Here is a 15,839-nt window from a genome sequence, read left to right as displayed (position 1 = left end):
ATATATCGGTAAATAAGCAAGCTGACAAGTTATTATTTTTAATAACATCGCCTAACTAAGCTATTTTCGTTATAATGGTGTCAATATTTCGGTATGACTATTATAAAAACTTTCCTGCCAACGATAATTTAATTCTATCTTAAATTCAATTGTTGCCAGTCAAAAAACCTATATCACCGTGCAAAACAATATCCATTTAATGCTTGCGGTAAACGTAAATTATTCGGGTAAATAACTAGAGTACAAATATATGACAGCATCATGGACTAACTTACAGCAAAAACTAACCAACTGTTTATGCCCAGCAGGTAACGGTGTTTTTACCGTCAATACCGCTAAAGAGCGTAAAGAGCAATTGCATCAAGCGTTATTCGGTCAATCGACAGACATTGATAATATTTGGAAAGAGTCATTAAAAGGGCTTCCTGATGCGTCAAATGCCGTTATTTTAGGTGTTGCCTCTGATTGCGGTGGCGGAATTTTACGTGGCGCAAATTGGGGACCATTATTTGTCCGTTCAACTTTACTTGAACAATACCCTGAGCTTGAAGCATTTGATATGGGAGATGTTCGCGTTATTCCACATTTACTTCATGATAAATATTTAAATGAGGCTACGCTTTCTAACTGTAGAAAAGCCCTTTATAAAGATGAAAACAGTCCTTATGCTGTTAGCCCATTAACCATTACTGAAGATGTATTACACGACTTTTATGCTGAGTTCCCACAAAAAGGTGTTTTCGGCATTGGTGGCGATCACTCAGTAAGCTACCCGTTAACAAAAGCTTACTTGCAAGCAAAGAAAAGGCGCGGTATCCGTGCCGCTATTATTCATTTTGACGCTCACACTGATTTATTGGTTGAACGCCTCGGCATTGATTTATGCTTTGGCTCTTGGTGTACCCATATCTTAGATGATTTACATGAAAAACATCATTTGATTCAAGTGGGTATTCGCTCGAGCGGTCGTCCTAAGTCGCATTGGGAAAACACTTTTGGTGTAAGACAACACTGGGCTCATGAAGTGAAAGAGCTAGGCGTTGAAAAAATCATTGAAAATATTTTAGCGCAATTAAAAGATGAAAACATTGATGAATTGTATGTAAGCTTTGATATTGATGCACTTGATGAAACTGTCGCTGCTGCCACAGGCACACCAGAGCCAGATGGTTTATTTCAAAATGAAGCGATGGATATACTTCGCGCTTTAGCAGCAAAATACCGTATTACCGGTGCCGACATGATGGAAATTGCTCCTTTTACCGACAGTACAGGTTTAGGAAAAGAGAGTCGTGATAAAACGTTAGCGGCTGGCGCTGAGATCTCTGCCTTTTTAATAGCCGAGATGGCTAAGTAAATTTTTAGTTTTATCTGTAATCGATAGACAAAAATAAAAAACCGCTTAACAAGCGGTTTTTTTATAGGTGGAACAGTTAATTATTATTGAATAATAATACTAACACCACTAAATACAGTTGTTACACCACCAGGGGTTTCAACTTTTATTTCTAATGGTCCACTGGTTGGTTCCGCCTCACCTTTAATCGCAACACTAAATTGGCTGCCGCCATTACTTGAATCCCCTGGCCATGTATAACTAGGGGTACCGACGACAGATCCAACACTAGCTACAAATGACACAATAGTACCAGCCGGCATAGGTTGGTTATGTAAATCAGCGATAACAACACTGACTGTTCCGGTACTTTCGCCAGCAATATAGAGAGAAATATCGTTTCGGTCATAGTTTGGTGACGTATCGACAACGGCATCGTTTGTTGCTGTAACGGTTATATACGGTGATGTACCTGACATAATAATAACGGTAGAGCCACGTACATTGGTTGAAACTTTTTGCGCTTTTTTGGTTGGATCAGGTTCATCATCTGGATTAGCACAATATTGATTGGCTACCTCAGTACCTGGATTCGTTATGTCATTTAAACCACATAAAATACCATTATATACACTGTTTTCTATATCGAAAACTCCGTTGCTATTAAAGTCAACAAACTCTTCTAACTCGCCACCAGCTTGAGTGCTCACTTCTACTGGATTGTATAAATTGTCTTCATTATGGTCAACAAAGGCTTCTTTTAGATCGTAAAGTCTATCGCCAACATCTTTTCCTTGAAACAAAGTGTACTCACTCTCATCAAAGCGACCATTACTATTTTTATCAGGAAATGACTCTTCACCAATAGCAGTTGCTAATATTGTCACTCTTCCGCCATATTCCTGCCCAAGATAATTATTACCATTTGACAAAGGTTGACGAGCACAAAAGATTACTGGATCATCATTTTCAGCCACTGTACAAAAACTCTGGCTTAATAGTTGTCCCGCTGGACGAGGGTTTTGACTGGTCCACATAACAGAACATACGCCATTAGTTGTTGTACATGAGGAACCAACCGAACCACCTTCAGTGGTAAAGTTAACTGCGGTTCCATCTGGTACTGGATTATTAAATGCATCAGCCATACGAACAACAACAGGTACTTCTACACCATCAATGCCCCAAGCTTCAGGATTTTCGACCCCTCGGGCCAAACTAAAGCTATCTTGGTCCGGTAAGCCTGTTGAAACCACGAGTTGACTAGATTGAGTAAATACAAAAGTGCCACCTAATGACTCTGTAGATGCTGTAACACGCACTGTTGTTGCAACTGAGCCCGAATTAACAACTGTTTGTACTAAACCTTGGTCGTTAGTGGTCGCAAAATTCTGACTTAAATTTATACCACCCACATTGGTATTTAAGGAAAAATTCACTCGACGATTATTGTAGGGGTTGCCATCGGTATCTTTTACTTTGAACATCACCGTTGAGCTTTCAGAGCCTCCAACAATACCTGCTCCTACGATACCAATATGCTCTGGCGATGCAGACACATACTCGATACTACCAATGTCAGCAGCTAAAACGCTAACAGATGCTGTTGCTGATAAATTAATGCCCCCAGCATTAGCGGTGACATTAATCGTGTCATCGCCTAAACACCCTTGTGCTAGATAAGTACTTGTCGCCGCACCATTAGAGGTTGTTATCGGTGTACTTAGCGTAGCGGTTAATTGTGCCGTACACCCAGATGAAAAATTAACATCCACAGGTTCAGTAAATAGATTACCTTGATCATCAATAATTGATACTGAAATAACACTCGTTCCGCCAGCAGAAATATTCGTTAAACTGACATCAGCAACACCTTCTGTAAATGGACTACCTGCTCCCATAATGACAGTTGAAGAGCCAACAACAAAAATTGTTTGACCAGATTCTCCACTGGTAATGGATGCTGTAATAGTTCCCGCACCTAAGTTTTCACCCGCATAGATATCAACAATTGCTTGATTATTTGCATTTGTGATAGCTGAAGGGATAGGTATATCACCAACAGTAGAACTAAAAGTAACAATCAAAGGAGCACTAATGCCATCAATTGTCGCAATTATTCGTGCCGGTTTGGATGACGTTACCGTGTCAGTGGCATTACTATCACCATCTATGAGAGTGACATTGATATTAATATCACCGACAACACCTATATCATCGCCTTGAGTTTTAAAGCCTAGTGGTACTAACGAGATCTCACCAGAAGAAAGAGAAGCGGATATTTCACCAGCACCACGAACACTGCCTGCTGTGAGGGTAATCGTGGCGATACCGTCTTCATTTGTTAAAGCGGAACCAGAAGATGGCGAGAAAGCTCCTAAATTTGTTGCGAAGGTTACCGCCCTATTGGAAACTGGATCACTGCCTTGCATTACTGTTGCTGTAACTGTTACCGGCGCAACACCGGTAACAGTACTATCGGAAATATTGAGTGAAATAGTACTGGCAACAGAACCACCTGCAACAGGAGTTTCCACTCTAGATAAGCCCCCTTCTCCACTGCCTCCACAACCGCTGAGCGCGAAAAATAAAAGCCAAAAACCCAATCGTTGAAAAAGTGCCATGCAAGTATCCCTTAATTTTTAACTACATATTTATTAATAGTAACTTATATTCTAAAAATTTCATTAAAAATAGCGCTATAGTTGCTTTTTAATCAATAGCTTTTTTATCAATGAATTACCTGTTAATCTACTATTCATAATTTATAATAAAAAATAACGTTGCATTTCTTTATGACTGATAAAAAAAAAGCTAGTTTAACCGCTAGAATCGTTACTGGCATGCTTGCTGGCATCGCGGTAGGCGTATCCTTACAATTTCTTATGCCAGACAAGTCAGACTTTGTTATCCCGCTCTATTTCTTTGAACTTTCATTACGATCATTTTTGGTTGACGGAATTTTTGAAGTCATTGGACAAATTTTTATTTCAAGTTTAAAAATGTTGGTAGTACCACTGGTTTTTGTATCGCTTATTTGTGGTACTTGTTCCTTAAAAGATACCACAAAACTTGGCCGAATTGGCGGTAAAGCCATTTCACTCTATTTAATTACAACAGCAATAGCGATTAGCTTTGCGATGTTTTTAGCGTTATTAATAAGCCCTGGCGAAGGGGTCAACATGGCCTCCGACACAACGTTCACCAGTCGAGAAGCGCCTTCTTTAGCGCAAGTGTTTATTCAAATGTTTCCGAGTAATCCGTTTGAAGCTTTTGCAAAAGGTAATATGCTACAAGTCATTATATTTGCCTTGTTATTTGGTATTGCTATAGCGCTTTCAGGTAAAGCCGGCGAACGTATTGCTAGTTTATTTGAAGACATGAGTACCGTTATCATGCGCTTGGTAACTATATTAATGAACCTTGCTCCTTATGGTGTATTTTGTTTATTAGCGAGTTTATTCACTGATATGTCACTTAAGGTATTTGGTAACCTAATTGTTTACTTCTTAGTCGTTTTCTTTGCACTGATTTTACATGCTACGGTAACTTATTCTACTATCTTAAAAGTAATGACTGGTTTAAACCCAATTACTTTTTTGAAAAAAATGCGTGACACCGTTATCTTTGCATTTTCAACAGCCAGCAGTAATGCAACCATCCCGGTAACACTTGAAACTGTGACCAAAAAAATGGGTGTTAAAAATTCAATCGCTTCGTTTACTGTACCTCTAGGTGCGACCATTAATATGGATGGCACGGCTATAATGCAAGGCGTAGCTACTGTATTTATTGCGCAAGTGTTTAATGTTGATTTAACATTTAGTCAATATTTAATGGTAATACTTACCGCGACCTTAGCTTCAATTGGCACAGCTGGTGTTCCAGGCGTAGGTTTAATTATGCTAGCCATGGTTCTAGACCAAGTAGGTTTACCTGTAGAAGGCATAGGTTTAATTATAGGTGTTGACCGTTTACTTGATATGACACGAACTGCTGTTAATGTCACAGGTGACAGCATGGTCTCAATTGTTGTCGCTAAATCAGAAAATCAGTTTGATGAAGATATTTTTTATGATGAAAATGCAGGAAGTAAAATTGAGAATATTGATTTTCAAGACTTAGAAAAGAATCAAAGTGGCGATTAGCAATTTCAAGACACAGAGTAAATAAAAAAGGTGCTTAAAAGCACCTTTTTTATATTTTAAATACCTAAAGCATTAATACTTATTATACCTTGCTAAGCAATAATAACAGTTCAAGTACCCATATAAATACCATCCAATTTTTACAGAGTTCACCTTATGAACTAATGTTTACCATACACTATTTGCAATATCACAAAGGTAATAAACCGATCGTCAGTGCTAATATTCACGTTAAATAATATTAATTTCTAGTAGAGTATCACGTTAAACTGAAGCTGTTTTTCAATACACATGTAACTAAAGTTGATACCGACAGCTTAAAGTCGACTCCATGTCGAGGTGATGTCACCGGTATTATTATACTGCTCTAGTTACTCACCTACCAAACTCAATCAAAAGAGCCAGATGAGAGTCACCCTAAGTGATTTCAGCACAATTAGCATTTTGCCATACTTGTGCTCAGCATTACCCCGAATAACCGCTATCAAAACAATGCGACTAAGATGACTAAGCAAGATATTATATCAGCTATAAAAAACCTGAGTAGTTACTCAGGTTTTTGTGTTTTAACGCCGTTTTATTGTTACTAATCAGTCAATAATGGCTCAAATGATTTAACTAAATCGTCAATTGATTTCATTTGCTGTAAATAGGGCTCAAGTTTATCAAGTGGTAACGCACAAGGGCCATCGCATTTAGCGTTATCAGGGTCAGGGTGTGATTCTATAAATAAACCAGCTAAACCTAATGCCATACCGCTACGCGCTAATTGTGCAGCTTTAGCACGACGACCACCTGCAGAGTCAGCTCGACCACCCGGTTGCTGTAAAGCATGAGTAGCATCGAAAATGACTGGCGCATAATCTTTCATTTCATCCATCGCTAGCATATCAACAACAAGATTATTGTAACCATAACAACTTCCGCGCTCACAAAGAATAACTTGCTCGTTGCCTGCTTCGGCAAATTTATTAATAATATGACGCATTTCATGTGCTGCTAAGAACTGTGGCTTTTTAACATTAATAATCGCATTAGTTTTTGCCATAGCAACCACTAGGTCTGTTTGGCGCGCTAAAAATGCGGGTAATTGAATAATATCAACCACCTCAGCTAAAGGTTGCGCTTGATGTATTTCATGCACGTCAGTAATGATAGGTACGTTGAAAGTCGACTTTATTTCTTCAAATATTCTCAGGCCTTCCTCTAAACCCGGTCCTCGGTATGAATGAACAGACGAACGGTTCGCTTTATCAAAAGAGGCTTTGAATACGTAAGGAATATTGAGCTTTTGTGTCACTTCTACGTAGTGCTCTGCAATGCTCATTGCTAAATCACGTGACTCTAATACATTCATACCGCCAAATAAAACAAATGGTTTATCGTTAGCGATTTCAATATCGTATTTAGTCAATTTAATTGAAGTTATTGTCATAATTTTTCCAAAATAAAGTCTGGGGCTAACAAACGATTAGCTACCGATAATTCTTAATAACTGGCCACATAACCAAGCCATATAAGTACCTAAAGCATAACCTAACACAGCCAATAGTACACCGACTGGCGCTAAAGAAGGATGAAATGCTGATGCGATAACGGGCGCAGAAGCAGCACCACCGATATTGGCTTTACTGCCAACAGCTAGATAGAAGATTGGTGCTTTAATCATTTTGCCAACAATAAGCAGTAAGGCAACATGGACTAACATCCAGATAACTCCAATGGCTATGTATTTGGGTGACTCGACAATTTGAGTAACATCCATATGCAAACCTATTGTCGCGACTAATACATATAATAAGCTACTACCGACTTTCGACGCTCCTACGGCTTCAAGTTTTCTTACTTTAGTAAACGACAATGCCAACCCTATCGTGGTCACGAGGACGATTATCCAAAATAGTTTTGAATGTAAACTAAACTTTTCTAATTCAGGAAAGTTTGTCTGAAAATAAGGGACTAAAAAGTCAGCAGCAAAATGTGCTAATCCAGCAGCGCCAAAACCTACCGCAATAATCATCATAAAGTCTTTTAGTAACGGCAACTTGGTATTTTCACGTTGAGCAGACTCTACCTTATCAATTAATCTATCAATTGCTGAAGTATCAGCGCCACTCTTCGCATCAATACGCTTATGATTTGCTGCTAAATAAAGTAATACCGCCATCCACAAGTTGGCTACAACAATATCAACAGTCACCATAATGGTAAATATTTTGCCATCAGCGCCATAAATTTCTTTCATCGCCAACATATTTGCGCCGCCGCCAATCCAACTACCCGCAAGCGCAGCCATACCACGCCAAACAGCTTCTGGACCCGTTACACCAAGTAATTCAGGCCAAATAGCAGAAATAACTAAGAGTGCAATTGGGCCGCCAATAACCACACCAACCGTGCCGGTTAAAAACATAATAATCGCTTTATTACCAAGGCCAATAATTGCTTTTATGTCGATGCTTAAAGTCAGTAAAACCAAACAAGCCGGCAATAAATAATACTTAGCGACTTCGTCTACTTGACTCAATTCTGCACTAACAATGCCAAAAGTGTTTAACAAAGAGGGTAATAGGTAACACATAAGTAATGCTGGGACGTATTTATAGAACTTCTTAAATGCGGGGTGTTCACTATTTGAAGTATAAAAAACGAATCCAAGTATGATCGCGAGTAACCCCATAACGGTGGCGTCATTCGTGATAAAAGGTGTATTGTTGATAATTTGATCTTCCATTGATTAACCTTGTTATTTTTATTTGATTTATTGGTTTTATTTGTAAACTACAGCCTTACTTTTAAGGCTTATTAATGTAATACCGTATCAGCTATAGTGATTTTGTCCAATTGCATTTTTAATAATTGCGCAGCAGGATCTTTTGGACATTTGTCGACAAAATATTGGTAATCATCGTAAGCGACTTTAAAACAATCGAGTTGATGTAACAAAAAACCTCGGTCGCGACGCTCAAACGGATCTTCTGGGCGTAACGCTATTAATATATCGACGCACTTTAATGCTTGAGCAAACTCCCCTTCGCGGATCAAAGCATTTTTCAATGAGCTAACATGCTTAACAATTAAGCTTAATCTTGAAATATCTTCAATTTGGTCGCTTTGTGGATCACCATCAAGCTCATCCATACACAAATCAAGCTCCTGCCAATTTAAAGACTCTCCAGTAATGGGATCAAAAACAATCGCATAAACATCATCACAGACTACGCGAATCATATTTTTCTTTGGTACGTACACCACATCAGTTTCAAAGCCACAAAGACGAAATATATGGCAAAGCACTATACTTTTCAGCGCTGGGGACATTAACTTAAAATCGAGTCCACTTTGTAACTTATGAGCACTAACGGACCAGAAATCACGTTGATTATCAATAAAAAGTTGCCCAATGAAAAGTTCATTGATTAATTGCTCAGCTTTTTCAAGATACTCTTCTGTATCAGAAATTAATTCTGAACATTGTTCAACTATTTGACTAAGGCTTGATGGCTCAAAGTCACTATCACCAAAAACAACTTCTTCAATAAGTATAAAAGCTTCAATAAGTGATTTATCGTCATCATTGAGCTCGGAAAATAATAATTCATTCATGCTGTAATTTTTAATTGTTGACTCTATTTATAGTTATTGCTTATTTCAGGGTATATTTATTATAAAAATATCGTTTGTTTTGTTGTCGCTATTCGCACTACTAACATAATCCAGCCCATAACAACTAAATAACCTATCACTTGCATCATTCGGTTACGAGCTAACTTCAACGTGTAATAGCCGGTAAAAATATAGAAAATAATGGCAAGTATCTTTTCGCCTAACCATAAATATTCTATTGGATTTATCGCTAACTTGACAGCCAGACCAACACCTAATAGTAATAAAAAAGTATCAAGGATATGAGGGCTGATTTTCAACCATTTTTTATCTAATTGTGCTGAATTCATCAAGGTTAATGCAAACCGGTAGGTGAACAATATAATGCTTATTGCCGCCAGAGTCATATGTAAATGTTTCACACAAAAACCTTAAACTTATCTTTATTATTCTTGTCGTACATAAATACAGCAAGTAACTCGGTCATTTCCGCCATAATCTTTAAATGTTTCAATCGACTGATAACCCAATTGCTTTAATATATCGCTAACACCCGCGGCTTGTTCAAAGCCATGTTCAAAATAGAGTGCACCATTATTGGTTAAATAAGCTTGTGCATCTTTGGCAATACGTTTGATATCTGCAAAACCATTATCTCGAGCAACCAAAGCAGATAGCGGTTCAAACCTTACATCGCCTTCAATTAAATGCTGATCGGCTTCATCGATATAAGGGGGATTGCTAACAATAATATTAAACTTTTTATCTACGGCTACATTAGAGAACCAATCACTTTGATAAAGCTCTACCTGTGGTAACTGTAGCCGTTGAGCATTTTTTTTAGCCAAACTAATCGCAGCGTCACTAAAATCAATGCCGTGAACTTGCCATTGCTTTTGTTCTGAAGCAAGCGACAGAGCAATAGCTCCGGTACCCGTACCAAGATCCAAGCACGATAAATCACTTGCTAGATGGCGCGCTAAAATATGTTCGACCAGTAACTCTGTATCTGGACGAGGAATTAAGGTAGCTGATGATACGTAAAAAGGCAGTGACCAGAATTCACGCTCTTGTGTAATATAAGCAATAGGCTCGCCTTGCAAACGGCGCTCAAACAAAGCTAAAAAAGCGTGGTATTCATGCTCTGTTAACTTTTTGTCAGGCCAAGTTAACAAATAACTTGTCTCTTTATTTAACACAAAGGCAAGTAGAATTTTACAATCGAGTTTTGCGCTATCAGAAAAGGCAGCAAGTAATTGCTGCCCTTGATTAATTATTTCAGCAAAACTCTGCTGGCAATATGTTATTGACGGTTTTATGGATTCGCTCAAACCAATAACTAGTTTTGCTCAGCAAGAGCCGCAAGTAAATCGGCTTGATTTTCTAACATAATAGGCTCTAGGACCAAATGCAAGTTACCTTCAAGGACTTCGTTTAAACGATATAAAGTCAGGTTAATACGGTGATCTGTCATACGTCCTTGCGGATAGTTGTAAGTACGTATGCGTTCTGAACGATCGCCACTTGCCACTAAATTACGACGTGAAGACTCTTCTTCACTGCGGCGCTTTTCATCTTCTGCTTGTTGTAAGCGAGCTTGTAATACCGACATCGCCTGCGCACGGTTTTTATGCTGAGAGCGTTGTTCTTGACATTCGACAACTACGCCTGTTGGAATATGGGTGATACGAATGGCAGAATCAGTTTTGTTAACGTGTTGTCCACCCGCACCTGATGCGCGAAAAGTGTCAACTTTTAAATCTGCTTTATTAATCTCAATCGCGTCAGCTTCTGGTATCTCAGGCATAACAACAACGGTACAAGCAGAAGTATGCACTCGGCCTTGAGATTCAGTTTCAGGGACACGTTGCACACGATGACCACCAGACTCGAACTTCATTTGTCCGTAGACGCCTTCACCAAGCACTTTGAAAATGACTTCTTTATAGCCACCTTGTTCACTTTCATTGGTGTTCATAACTTCAATACGCCAGCCTTTCTTTTCACAGTAACGGCTATACATACGGTATAAATCGCCAGCAAAAATTGCCGCTTCATCACCACCGGCTCCTGCACGTAATTCAACAAAACAGTTATTGTTGTCGTTTGGATCTTTAGGTAATAGTAAAATTTGTAATTGATCGGCTAATTCTTCAATAGTTTTCTTCGCAGACTTAAATTCTTCTTGCGCCATTTCACGCATTTCAGGGTCTTCATCTTTTAGCATTTCTTCAGCTAAAGAAAAGTCTTCTTCTGCGCTTTGGTAGTCATTAAACACACTAGTGACTGCTTCTAATTGAGAAAACTCTTTTGATAAGGCAATAAATTTTTCTTGATCTGAAAGTGTTCCAGGGTCAGAAAGCAAGGCTTGAACTTCTTCAAAGCGCTCGACTAATATTTCAAGTTTTTGATAAACAGATTTATTCATTAAGAAATCTTATAATTAGGGAACAGCGGATAAAAATTGGTGATGTTCAGTTTAAAGGGTTAGTTGAGCACTTTCAATCAAAGGTGTAAAAAAGCTGTAAATACCCAGCTAAGCTCAAATGCTCATCAAAATACGGTTTGGCTATACTGTGACGTCGGGACTGTTATTTAATGTTATAAATATCGCGTAAGTACACCAGTTTATCTAATTCGCCACCTTGAGCCGCCGATTGAATAGCGCTAGTGGGTGCATGCATAAATTTATTAGTCAACTTAGTGGCTAACTCAGCTAAAATTGCTTCTGGCGACTTATTCCCCTGAAGTTGTAATAATGCTCTATCAAGTAACAGATCACGATGTTCTAAACACTGCTTACGGTAATCTATGACGGTATCTTGGGTATTTAAGCCACGAAGCCATGACATAAACACATCAGATTGGGTAGAAACTATTGCCTCAGCTTGAACCGCTTCTTTACGACGATTGGCTAAATTTTTGGCAATAATGCCTTGTAAGTCATCAACGGTGTATAAAAACACATCTTCTAGATCGCCAACTTGCTCTTCGATATCACGAGGAACTGCTAAATCAACCATAAAAATAGGACGATGCTTACGCTTTCCTAATGCGTGTTCAACCATACCTTTACCGATAATGGGTAAAGTACTGCCGGTTGAACTAATAACAATATCGGCGTCAGCCATTTTGTCAGGGATTTGCGCCAAGGTAATAACGTCAGCGCCAATAGCACCAGCCATTGCTTCGGCACGGGCAATTGTGCGGTTAGCAACAGTTATTTTCCCCACTTTATTCTCGTATAAATGTTTAGCAACCAGTTCAATAGTTTCACCGGCACCGACTAATAGTACTTTTACATTTTCAAGACTGGCAAAAATATGTTTTGCTAGATTTACCGATGCAAAAGCAACCGAAACCGCACTCGCGCCAATTTCAGTTTCAGTGCGAACTTGTTTAGCAACGCCAAAAGTACGTTGAAATAAACGGTCCATGACTAAAGACATAGAACCAGCGGCTTTCGCTTGGCTATAGGCTTGCTTCATTTGACCTAAGATTTGCGGTTCGCCTAAAACTAAAGAGTCTAAGCCACAAGCAACCCGCATCATGTGGTTAACGGCCTGTTGATCAGTATGCCAATATAAACTCGGTGTAATAGTTGAAGCAGGGACATTGTGATGTTTTTCTAACCAGCGGACAACTTTTTCTTGGGTAACCCTTACATCGCCTTCTTGAACTAAATACAGCTCTGTACGATTACAAGTTGATAAAATAGCCGCTTCACGACATTCTACGTTTCCAAGTAATTCAGTTAATGCCACACTTAAATTGTCGGGATTAAAAGAGATTTTTTCTCTAACGGCAACAGGGGCAGTTTTGTGATTGATTCCAACAGCAACTATAGACATAACGGAACGATTCAGCCTTTTTAAGACGATTAATACCAGAAAGAAAAATTATCGATAAGCAATTTTTTTTTCCATTAATCTTTTTATTAACGACATTATTAATCAAGTTTTATAAAAAACCTATGATCCATGATAAATAATGATGTTAATTTTACGAAAAATCGCAGAAAATTAAAAGCATCAAATACGCGATAACGCAATATTATGGCGATTAACTTAATAATAATGGTTTATATGAATAAAATTACCTTATCGCTGCCACTCTTTTTCAGTTTTTTACTGATATTTCTATCTGGTTGTAGTTCTTTAACGAATAACCATCAGCAAATTACTGAACATCAAAACATTACCGAGCGCACTAAAAAGCTTACAGCAATGTCGAATTGGAAAATAAAAGGTAAAATGGGCATTATCAGCCCTAATGAGCGTCATAGCTTAACATTAAATTGGCATTACCAAGGAGATAAAAATCGCCAGATGCTAAATTTAACCACAGTGCTAGGTATTCAAGTTTTTACTTTAGAGTCAGTCAATAATATGCATGTTGTTAATGTCGATGGTGAGCGCTACCAAAGCCCTGATTTAAACACCCTGCTTGCTTCGCTAACAGGTTTCACATTACCGACACACGCGATGACTTTCTGGTTAAAAGGCTTACCTTATTTAGCTAATGATAAAATAACCTCTAACGAAATAACACAATTACCCCAAACACTGACCAGCTTCTCTGATGAAAAAAAATGGTTTATTAAGTATGGTAGCTATCAACAAGTAGACCAATATCAGTTAGCAACGAAGTTCACCATAAAACAAGATAACATCACCATTAAAATTAATGTTCACCAATGGGACGTGACAAGCAATGACTCAGACTAACCAACAATTTCAGAGTTTTCCTGCGCCGGCAAAGCTTAATTTATTCCTCCATATTATTGGTCAACGCAACGACGGCTATCATCAGTTAGAGACTATTTTTCAATTTTTAGATCACAGCGACACCATAGAAATAAGGAAGACTCAGGATAATAATATTGAATTACTCACGCCGATTGATGGTGTATTACATGAAGATAACTTAATTGTAAAAGCAGCTCGGTTACTGCAAAGCCACCTACTAAAAAATTCGACTATTTTTAATAACGTATATTTAGGTGCACAAATAAAAATAACAAAAATTCTCCCTATGGGGGGAGGCTTAGGTGGCGGGTCATCCAACGCAGCCACTATTTTATTGGCTTTAAATACTCTGTGGCAGGCCAATTTGTCTAACACAGAACTAGCAAAACTTGGCCTATCGCTGGGCGCTGACGTACCGATTTTCATTCATGGTTTTGCTGCTTTTGCTGAGGGTGTTGGTGAAGAACTCACTGCTGTTTATCCTCAAGAAAGCTGGTTTTTAGTCAGTAAACCTGATGTCAGTATTTCTACTGCCAGTATTTTTACTGATGCTGACTTAACCCGCAATACGGCAAAAGTTAATTTAAATGATGATATTAGTAAGTTAGACATAGACTTATGCCACAATGACTGCCAGACGTTAGTAATAAAAAAGTATCCCGAGGTTGCCAAGTTACTGGCTTGGTTGGTAGAATACGCACCGTCTCGAATGACTGGTACCGGAGCGTGTATTTTTTCTCGTTTTGATACTGAGCAAGAGGCTTGTCGCATCCAGTCATTACTTCCTAATGGAATAATTTCTTTTGTGGCGAAAGGTGTCAATACATCTCCATTACGCAATGCCATTAACAACTTAATAACATTGCAAACAGAAAATGCAGAATATTAATACCATTGAGAATTTATTTTCATAAAAATGCCAAGAACCACTGGAAAAAATTTAATAATTTGCTGATAGTAAACTCAAGGTTTACTAATAGCGTAACTTAAAATGTCAATAGTTTCCGAGGAACTGACCGTGCCTGACATGAAAATATTTACGGGTAATGCCACCCCTGAACTGGCCAAGAAAGTAGCTGATCGCTTGTATATGACTTTAGGCGATGCCAAAGTCGGTAGTTTTAGCGACGGTGAAATCAGTGTTGAAATTAACGAAAACGTGCGCGGTGCGGATGTTTTTATTATTCAATCAACTTGTGCGCCAACCAATAATAACCTAATGGAATTAATTGTAATGATTGACGCATTACGACGAGCATCTGCTGGTCGTATTACTGCAGTTATTCCATACTTTGGTTATGCTCGCCAAGATAGACGTGTACGTAGTGCTCGTGTACCAATTACAGCGAAAGTTGTTGCTGACTTTTTATCAAGTGTTGGTGTAGACCGAGTATTAACGGTTGACCTACACGCTGAGCAAATTCAGGGTTTCTTCGATGTACCGGTAGATAACGTATTTGGCACACCTATTTTACTTGAAGATATGCTTTCTCGTGATCTAGATAACCCGATTGTAGTTTCTCCTGATATTGGTGGTGTTGTTCGCGCTCGTGCCGTAGCTAAATTACTCAATGAAGCCGATCTTGCTATCATCGATAAGCGCCGTCCAAAAGCCAATGTTGCACAAGTTATGCACATTATTGGTGATGTTGCTGACCGCGACTGTATCATTGTCGACGACATGATAGATACTGGCGGCACATTAGCAAAAGCGGCTGAAGCATTAAAAGCACATGGCGCTAAACGCGTTATTGCTTATGCTACTCATCCAGTTCTTTCAGGTAATGCTGCGCAAAACCTAAGAGATTCTGTTATTGATGAGTTAGTGGTAACAGATTCAATACCACTTACCGACGAAATTAAAGCGCTTGGTATTGTTCGTCAACTTACTTTAAGCGGTATGTTGTCTGAAGCGATTCGCCGTGTGTGTAACGAAGAATCTATTTCAGCAATGTTTGACAGTTAAGCATTTACTGATAAAACAACTTCATAAATAATAAA

Annotated in this window: 13 protein-coding genes; 5 read left to right on the top strand and 8 right to left on the bottom strand. The window is 38.6% G+C overall.

The features are described from left to right. Positions 1–250 precede the first annotated feature (250 nt). Positions 251–1,357, top strand: a complete 1,107-nt coding sequence (locus tag H4J67_RS09610; protein WP_182203565.1) for an arginase family protein — start codon at positions 251–253, stop codon at positions 1,355–1,357. Positions 1,358–1,440: 83 nt separating this feature from the next. On the opposite strand, the gene H4J67_RS09605 is transcribed toward H4J67_RS09610, so the two are convergent. Continuing rightward, entirely contained in the window at positions 1,441–3,960 is a 2,520-nt protein-coding gene (locus H4J67_RS09605) for an Ig-like domain-containing protein (RefSeq protein WP_182203563.1), read from the bottom strand. A 171-nt stretch (positions 3,961–4,131) separates the two neighbouring features. Between H4J67_RS09605 and H4J67_RS09600 the strand changes: the two genes are divergently transcribed. Continuing rightward, on the top strand, positions 4,132–5,484 hold the full coding sequence (locus H4J67_RS09600; RefSeq protein WP_070376166.1) for a dicarboxylate/amino acid:cation symporter: 1,353 nt from the start codon (positions 4,132–4,134) through the stop codon (positions 5,482–5,484). 586 nt (positions 5,485–6,070) lie between these two features. Here H4J67_RS09600 and kdsA read toward each other — a convergent pair. The 7 genes from kdsA to hemA all read right to left on the bottom strand — a co-directional run bounded on the left by kdsA (position 6,071) and on the right by hemA (position 12,941). After that, on the bottom strand, positions 6,071–6,919 hold the full coding sequence (gene kdsA / locus H4J67_RS09595) for a 3-deoxy-8-phosphooctulonate synthase (protein WP_182203561.1): 849 nt from the start codon (positions 6,917–6,919) through the stop codon (positions 6,071–6,073). 36 nt (positions 6,920–6,955) lie between these two features. Continuing rightward, positions 6,956–8,218: a DUF819 domain-containing protein gene (locus H4J67_RS09590; RefSeq protein WP_182171328.1), complete on the bottom strand. Its 1,263-nt coding sequence runs from the start codon at positions 8,216–8,218 to the stop codon at positions 6,956–6,958. A 71-nt stretch (positions 8,219–8,289) separates the two neighbouring features. Then, positions 8,290–9,090, bottom strand: a complete 801-nt coding sequence (locus H4J67_RS09585; protein WP_182171326.1) for a SirB1 family protein — start codon at positions 9,088–9,090, stop codon at positions 8,290–8,292. A gap of 59 nt (positions 9,091–9,149) precedes the next feature. Then, a complete protein-coding gene (locus H4J67_RS09580; RefSeq protein WP_182203559.1) occupies positions 9,150–9,512 on the bottom strand; it encodes a SirB2 family protein in 363 nt (120 codons plus the stop codon). A 24-nt stretch (positions 9,513–9,536) separates the two neighbouring features. After that, a complete protein-coding gene (gene prmC, locus H4J67_RS09575) occupies positions 9,537–10,421 on the bottom strand; it encodes a peptide chain release factor N(5)-glutamine methyltransferase (RefSeq protein WP_220463205.1) in 885 nt (294 codons plus the stop codon). 8 nt (positions 10,422–10,429) lie between these two features. Then, on the bottom strand, positions 10,430–11,518 hold the full coding sequence (gene prfA, locus H4J67_RS09570) for a peptide chain release factor 1 (protein ID WP_182203558.1): 1,089 nt from the start codon (positions 11,516–11,518) through the stop codon (positions 10,430–10,432). 163 nt (positions 11,519–11,681) lie between these two features. After that, positions 11,682–12,941, bottom strand: a complete 1,260-nt coding sequence (gene hemA, locus H4J67_RS09565; protein ID WP_182171320.1) for a glutamyl-tRNA reductase — start codon at positions 12,939–12,941, stop codon at positions 11,682–11,684. Between the two features lie 234 nt (positions 12,942–13,175). Here hemA and lolB point away from each other — a divergent pair, with 234 nt between their 5' ends. The 3 genes from lolB (at position 13,176) to H4J67_RS09550 (ending at position 15,804) form a co-directional block, all read left to right on the top strand. Beyond that, on the top strand, positions 13,176–13,817 hold the full coding sequence (gene lolB, locus H4J67_RS09560; protein WP_182171318.1) for a lipoprotein insertase outer membrane protein LolB: 642 nt from the start codon (positions 13,176–13,178) through the stop codon (positions 13,815–13,817). Beyond that, positions 13,804–14,727 carry a 4-(cytidine 5'-diphospho)-2-C-methyl-D-erythritol kinase gene (gene ispE, locus H4J67_RS09555; RefSeq protein WP_182171316.1) on the top strand — a complete coding sequence of 308 codons (924 nt, stop codon included), beginning with the start codon at positions 13,804–13,806 and terminating at the stop codon, positions 14,725–14,727. The genes lolB and ispE overlap by 14 nt, the downstream gene beginning before the upstream one ends. Before the next feature lie 129 nt (positions 14,728–14,856). Next, the gene (locus H4J67_RS09550) at positions 14,857–15,804 is read left to right on the top strand and encodes a ribose-phosphate pyrophosphokinase (RefSeq protein ID WP_070376156.1); all 948 of its coding nucleotides are present in this window, start codon (positions 14,857–14,859) and stop codon (positions 15,802–15,804) included. Positions 15,805–15,839 lie beyond the last annotated feature (35 nt).

Origin of the sequence: Colwellia sp. BRX10-4, assembly GCF_014077465.1 — a bacterium.
GTDB lineage: Bacteria > Pseudomonadota > Gammaproteobacteria > Enterobacterales > Alteromonadaceae > Colwellia_A.
Note: the sequence above shows the minus strand (reverse complement) of the source record. Positions and strands in the feature narration are given on the sequence as shown.

What these genes read in the sequence shown, in the direction of transcription:
- ispE (WP_182171316.1), top strand. Translation starts at nt 13,804, where the DNA reads ATGACTCAGACTAACCAACAATTTCAGAGTTTTCCTGCGCCGGCAAAG.
- H4J67_RS09610 (WP_182203565.1), top strand. Translation starts at nt 251, where the DNA reads ATGACAGCATCATGGACTAACTTACAGCAAAAACTAACCAACTGTTTA.
- H4J67_RS09590 (WP_182171328.1), bottom strand. Translation starts at nt 8,218, where the DNA reads ATGGAAGATCAAATTATCAACAATACACCTTTTATCACGAATGACGCC.
- prfA (WP_182203558.1), bottom strand. Translation starts at nt 11,518, where the DNA reads ATGAATAAATCTGTTTATCAAAAACTTGAAATATTAGTCGAGCGCTTT.
- H4J67_RS09585 (WP_182171326.1), bottom strand. Translation starts at nt 9,090, where the DNA reads ATGAATGAATTATTATTTTCCGAGCTCAATGATGACGATAAATCACTT.
- hemA (WP_182171320.1), bottom strand. Translation starts at nt 12,941, where the DNA reads ATGTCTATAGTTGCTGTTGGAATCAATCACAAAACTGCCCCTGTTGCC.
- kdsA (WP_182203561.1), bottom strand. Translation starts at nt 6,919, where the DNA reads ATGACAATAACTTCAATTAAATTGACTAAATACGATATTGAAATCGCT.
- H4J67_RS09600 (WP_070376166.1), top strand. Translation starts at nt 4,132, where the DNA reads ATGACTGATAAAAAAAAAGCTAGTTTAACCGCTAGAATCGTTACTGGC.
- H4J67_RS09605 (WP_182203563.1), bottom strand. Translation starts at nt 3,960, where the DNA reads ATGGCACTTTTTCAACGATTGGGTTTTTGGCTTTTATTTTTCGCGCTC.
- lolB (WP_182171318.1), top strand. Translation starts at nt 13,176, where the DNA reads ATGAATAAAATTACCTTATCGCTGCCACTCTTTTTCAGTTTTTTACTG.